The 4,964-nt window shown below is 37.7% G+C and carries 5 protein-coding genes; all 5 read left to right on the top strand.

The genetic code is table 11. The features are described 5' to 3' along the window. Positions 1-189 precede the first annotated feature (189 nt). On the top strand, positions 190-1,332 hold the full coding sequence (murG, locus tag ACKI5B_RS11090) for an undecaprenyldiphospho-muramoylpentapeptide beta-N-acetylglucosaminyltransferase (protein WP_407428733.1): 1,143 nt from the start codon (positions 190-192) through the stop codon (positions 1,330-1,332). Further along, positions 1,329-1,811, top strand: a complete 483-nt coding sequence (locus ACKI5B_RS11085) for a CvpA family protein (protein WP_407428731.1) — start codon at positions 1,329-1,331, stop codon at positions 1,809-1,811. Before murG ends, ACKI5B_RS11085 begins: the two co-directional genes overlap by 4 nt. Beyond that, positions 1,811-3,034, top strand: coding sequence for a DNA polymerase III (locus tag ACKI5B_RS11080; protein WP_407428729.1), 1,224 nt, complete (start codon positions 1,811-1,813; stop codon positions 3,032-3,034). The genes ACKI5B_RS11085 and ACKI5B_RS11080 overlap by 1 nt, the downstream gene beginning before the upstream one ends. A 12-nt stretch (positions 3,035-3,046) precedes the next feature. Beyond that, positions 3,047-4,309, top strand: a complete 1,263-nt coding sequence (locus tag ACKI5B_RS11075) for a two-component system sensor histidine kinase NtrB (protein WP_407428727.1) — start codon at positions 3,047-3,049, stop codon at positions 4,307-4,309. Then, positions 4,309-4,964 (top strand): sigma-54-dependent transcriptional regulator (locus tag ACKI5B_RS11070; RefSeq protein WP_407428725.1); only part of this gene is annotated, 656 nt, incomplete at its 3' end. The genes ACKI5B_RS11075 and ACKI5B_RS11070, both read left to right, overlap by 1 nt.

The raw sequence follows: 4,964 nt of genomic DNA, 5'->3' as shown, positions 1-4,964 counted from the left end.
GATTTACGGCGGTGTAGGCTTTAATTTTATGCTTATTCAGCTTACTGCAAGTGCATGTGCTGATTTGCGCCATATCGGTGGAGATGACAACCTCTGGAGCGGGGCATTCAGTCTTCGCCTTAAAATGTAATAAACCTTCATAAAATTACTCTGATTGTTTAGAATTTAAAAGTGTGTCATAATGGTACAATGAAAAAGATTGAATCATTAAGGCACACTTTTGTTTTTGCAGGCGGCGGAACAGGAGGGCACATTTACCCGGGGCTTGCTGTCTGTGATGAGCTTCGTTCTCTTGCCGTTAAAAATAATCAAAAAATAAAAATAGTCTGGCTTGGAAATTCCTGCGGAATGGATAAAAATTTAGTCGAAAAATCCGGTTCTGTCGATAAATTTATTGGTATTCCAAGCGGGAAGTTACGCCGTTACTTTTCATTAAAAAATTTTACCGATTTTTTTAAGATTTTTGCTGGCTTTGTAAAATCATTTTTTGTACTTTTGAGCATAAAGCCTGATGTTCTGTTTTCAAAAGGCGGATTTGTAAGCGTTACTCCCTGTATGGCAGCCAGATTTTTAAAGATTCCTGTCATTACTCATGAATGTGACTTTACTCCAGGGCTTGCAACAAAAATTAATTCACGTTTTGCTTCAAAAATACTGGTTTCATATGAAGAAACAAAAAAGTATCTTGGTTCAGAAAAATCTAAAAATGCTGAAGTTACCGGAAATCCTGTCCGGCCTGTTTTTTATAATCCTGATCCTTCTAATGGCAAAAAATTTCTGTTCGAAAACAGAGCGGATTACGATGAATCTAAGCCGATTCTTCTTGTTCTTGGAGGAAGTTTAGGTGCACATCAGATAAATATGCTTGTTTCAGAAAATCTTGACTGGCTTACAGAGCACTTCAATGTTGTGCACCAGTGCGGAGCTAAAGATGCAGACAGTATGCCGGATAATAAACCAGGCTATTTTTTACATCCTTTTATTTATAAAGAAATGTGCGATGTTATTTCCTGTGCAGACATTGTTTTAAGCAGGGCCGGTGCAAATTCAATCTGGGAATGTTCTGTTCTCGGAAAGCCTATGGTTTTGATTCCACTTTGCGGAAGCGGAACAAGAGGCGATCAGGTTGATAATGCTAAATTCTTTGAAGAAAAGGGAGCTGCCATTGTTCTTCTTGGAGAAAAAGCTGATTCACAAAATTTGAAAACTGCACTTTCTCAAATGAACGACACTGATTTCCGGTCAAATGCTTCTTCAGCCTCAAAAGCCTTGTCTGAGGGCAGAAAACCGTCACTTAAAATTGCAGAAATTGTCTGGGAGTGTGCAAAATGACGTTCAGCTTTATCGATATTTTCTTTTTGATTATTATTTTGACCTTTGCAATTATGGTTACGGTTCATGGTTTTGTAAAAGAACTGTTCAGCAGACTTGCAATAATTGCCGGTGTTTTTGCCGGTTTCTATTTTTGCGGTATGTTAGCACCTCATATTTCAAAAATCATTAAAATTCCTGCGGTAGATATTGTACTTGCATTTATTTTGATTTTTGTAACGGCTTTTCTTGTTGTTAAGATAATTCAGATTGTCTTTGAAAAAGCTTTTTCTGGTGAAATTATGAAAAGTCTTGACCGTGTATTAGGATTTGCATTTGGTGCTCTCGAAGGGCTTTTAATTGTCTTTTGTATTTTAATTTTAATCCGCTCTCAAATCTGGTTTGATTTATCTTCTCTTACGGAAAACAGCACGATTTACCGCATTTTAGCACCATTTCTTGAGTATCCGGTTAATTACATTCGGGGGATGCTTGTATAATGTTTGATAATCTTTTGTATCAGTCTTCTTCTTCTCTTCTGTGTGAAGACATCTTAAACAATCGTCTTCCAGGAGCAATTTTGCTTTCAGGTCCTGCTGCAAGCGGAAAACTTACCTGCGCATTAGAAATTGCCAGAATTCTTTCGTGTTCAGGTGTAAATCAGTATAATCAGAGGGGACACTGGCTTTGTGACTGTCCTTCCTGCAAAAAAAATAAAGAACTTTCAAATACAAATGTTCTTCTTGCAGGCCCGCGTGACTGTTCTTTAGAAATTTTAGCTGCAAAAAAGGCATTTTTACAGGCTTCTTTTGATAATTCAAGCTTTTTAATGGCCGTCCGTTACCTTTTTATCCGTTCAGTCAGAAAGCTTACAATGCGTTTTTCTCAGGTTCTCTGGGAAGGTGATGACAAGCTTTCAAAACTGGCTCCGATTGTTGCTGCCATTGACGAAGACATGGAAAAACTGAATCCAGAAAAATCTTTACCTGATTCAGAAAAATTAGAAAAAATCTGCGATAACATCGTTAAAAACTGTGAAAAGCTCGAATCTTCATTTATGTACGATTCCCTGCCCATCAGTCAGATTCGCCGTGCTTCAGTCTGGGCACACATGAAAAGTGTTTCCGGTAAAAAAATCTTTATAATTGAAAATGCAGAGCGTATGCTTGAAAGTGTCCGTAATGCACTTCTTAAAATTCTTGAAGAGCCTCCTGAGGACATGGTTTTTATTCTTACAACTTCAAACCGTGGTGCTGTTATGCCGACTATTCTTTCCCGTGTAAGAACATATAATTTTACAGAACGAAGTGTTGTGCAGCAGCAGGAAGTCGTAAACCGTGTTTTCCATGCTGCTGGAGATGAAAAAAATCTTTTAATTAATGATTATCTTCAGCTTTTTCTGCCTGTAAAGCCTTCTCAAATTAAACAGACTGCTTCTTCTTATTTTAATTTTCTGATGAACGGTCAGATTCCGCTTGCAGATACAATCGTAAAAGAATGTAATGGCTTTGAACCTCGTTTTATGTTTAAGGTCTTTCTTACCGGTATTATGGAAACTGCCCGTGGAAATGATTTTTCTGTACAGCGAAGTGAAGTATGTGCAAAAATTACAGAATTCTGCCGTGAATGTTACAATTGCGTCACTGTGTACAATCTTTCTCCTGCAGCTGCAATCGAAAAACTTTCACGCGATTTGTCAGCTGTTAAAAAACTTTTTCAGTAAGGAAGGGCAGCTATGAAAGAATTTTCCCGTCGTGTTTCACAGAAAATTGACAAACTTTCCCCGCTGCAGATTCAAAATCTTGTAGAGGGGTGCTATGAACAGACAGAAATGTTTGATTCAATCTTTCAAAGTTTGCCTTCAGGGCTTATTATTGTTGACGAAAATTTCTGTCTTATAAAAATAAATAAAGCAGCAGAACGCTATCTGCCTTTTAAAATTAATCCGGAAGATTCAAAATCAGAAAATCTTCCTGTCTGGAATTTTATCGATGACGAAGAAATTGCAAAATTCTTACAGAATGCACACGAAAACGATAAAACTAATATTTCTGAAGAATATACAGTAAGTACAAGTGGAGGTGCTGTCCGTTTTATTGATGTGTATTTAACTCCGCTTGTTCAAAATCAAAATCTTGATAAAAATCTTATCGGTTCAATCATACGCATTGATGATGTAACCGAAAAACGCAATCAGGAAGTTCTTTTGCACCGTATGGAAACTCTTGCCGGCCTTACTAATGTAGCTGCAAGTGTTGCCCACGAAATAAAAAATCCGCTCGGAGCAATCTCAATCCATATTCAGCTCATGCAGAAAGCAATCAAAAAAAAACGTGAAGGTGACGGGCTTTTACCTCCTCCAAAATACGCGGAAGATTATCTTGATGTTGTTACTCAGGAAATTGAGCGTCTTAATAAAATTGTTGTAGATTTTCTCATGGCTGTACGTCCAATATCAGCAAACCTTGAGCTTGTTAATCCAAATAAAATTTTAACTGAATTCATTTCATTCTTTACTCCGGAATTTACCGAAAAAAACATTGAACTTGAGTCAGATTTATGCGGCTGTGATGTGCGCCTTCTTCTTGATGCAAAACTTTTCCGGGAAGTAATTGTGAACCTTTCTCAGAATGCAATTTCTGCAATCGAGAAAAAATTCGGTGTTGATGAAGATTCTGAAAAAAGAAGCAGAGTTCATGGAAAAATCAGAATTAATTCAAAAATCGAAAATGACCGCTATATCCTTACATTTTCAGATGATGGATGCGGCATGGATGAAATAACTTCGTCCCGCGTATTTGAACCTTATTTTACAACAAAGTCAAACGGGACAGGCCTTGGAATGGCAATGAGCTATAAAATTATCAAGGAATTTTCCGGCGATGTAAGCATAGATTCAGCCATAGGGGAGGGCACAACTTTTAAAATTGAGCTTCCTGTTCCTCAAATGGAAAAGAAACTTCTGACATTCCGGGAAAACTGCAGCGGAGAAAATTAATGAAATTTACAATTCTTATAATTGATGATGAAAAAAATATTCGCGAAGGACTTGCTGCTGATTTTGAAATGGACGGTTACAATGTCAAAATCGCTGCAAACGGTAAGGAAGGCCTTGAGCTGCTTTCAAAAGGCGACATCGACCTTGTAATTACTGATTTACGCATGCCGGGATCAATTTCAGGTGAGCAGGTTCTTCGTGAAGTTACAACTAAGATGCCAGGAATTCCGGTTATAGTTCTTACAGGTCACGGTTCAATTGATGCTGCTGTAAAGGCAATGCAGGATGGGGCTTACGATTTTTTAACAAAGCCTCTTAATCTTGAGCAGCTTGAAGTAATTGTAAAGCGTGCACTTCAGGGGCGGGAACTTTCAATCCAGCATGAAGAACTGTTAAAACGTTTTGATTCAAAATCTAAGACTGATGCCGTAATCGGAAAAAGCAGTGCCATGCAGAAGGTAATGAACCTTGTTAAAAAAGTTGCTGATGCACGTATTTCTGTACTTATAACCGGCGAAACAGGTTCCGGCAAGGAAGTAATTGCAAATGCAATTCATAATCTCTCTTCAAGAAGCAAAAATGCCTTTGTTCCTGTTGTCTGTTCTTCTTTAAGCGAAACATTGCTTGAAAGTGAACTTTTTGGCCATGAAAAAGG

Source organism: Treponema sp. (assembly GCF_045657965.1).
Lineage (GTDB): Bacteria > Spirochaetota > Spirochaetia > Treponematales > Treponemataceae > Treponema_D.
This window is presented reverse-complemented; position numbering and strand designations above follow the sequence as displayed.

Bases quoted from the DNA above. Each gene is read 5' to 3' on its own strand.
- murG (WP_407428733.1), top strand. From the start codon at position 190: ATGAAAAAGATTGAATCATTAAGGCACACTTTTGTTTTTGCAGGCGGC.
- ACKI5B_RS11085 (WP_407428731.1), top strand. From the start codon at position 1,329: ATGACGTTCAGCTTTATCGATATTTTCTTTTTGATTATTATTTTGACC.
- ACKI5B_RS11080 (WP_407428729.1), top strand. From the start codon at position 1,811: ATGTTTGATAATCTTTTGTATCAGTCTTCTTCTTCTCTTCTGTGTGAA.
- ACKI5B_RS11075 (WP_407428727.1), top strand. From the start codon at position 3,047: ATGAAAGAATTTTCCCGTCGTGTTTCACAGAAAATTGACAAACTTTCC.